Raw genomic sequence first — 222 nt, 5'->3', positions numbered from 1 at the left:
GTTTTCCAGCCAAAGGGGAGAGGTCAATTGACATCGGCTCAAACGGTTTATTTAGTACCACCAACTGACTCTTCTTGCCGCTATCTATAGAAACTGAGTGTAGTCGCCCTTTGGTACCTTCATACATCCAATCCACTAATTGAAACGTTCCAAGATACTCCATGTAATCTGTTAGATTTATCTTATCCTGTTCACTTAGTGCATCGCCTAAAAGCTTCATTG

At 41.4% G+C, this 222-nt stretch carries 1 protein-coding gene; it reads right to left on the bottom strand.

All coding sequences use genetic code 11. The features are described from left to right. A partial coding sequence (locus IQR33_RS33225; RefSeq protein WP_228013922.1) for a hypothetical protein occupies positions 1-222 on the bottom strand: 222 nt, incomplete at both ends.

It is taken from the genome of Vibrio sp. OPT46 (assembly GCF_015163535.1).
GTDB lineage: Bacteria > Pseudomonadota > Gammaproteobacteria > Enterobacterales > Vibrionaceae > Vibrio > Vibrio alginolyticus.
This window is presented reverse-complemented; position numbering and strand designations above follow the sequence as displayed.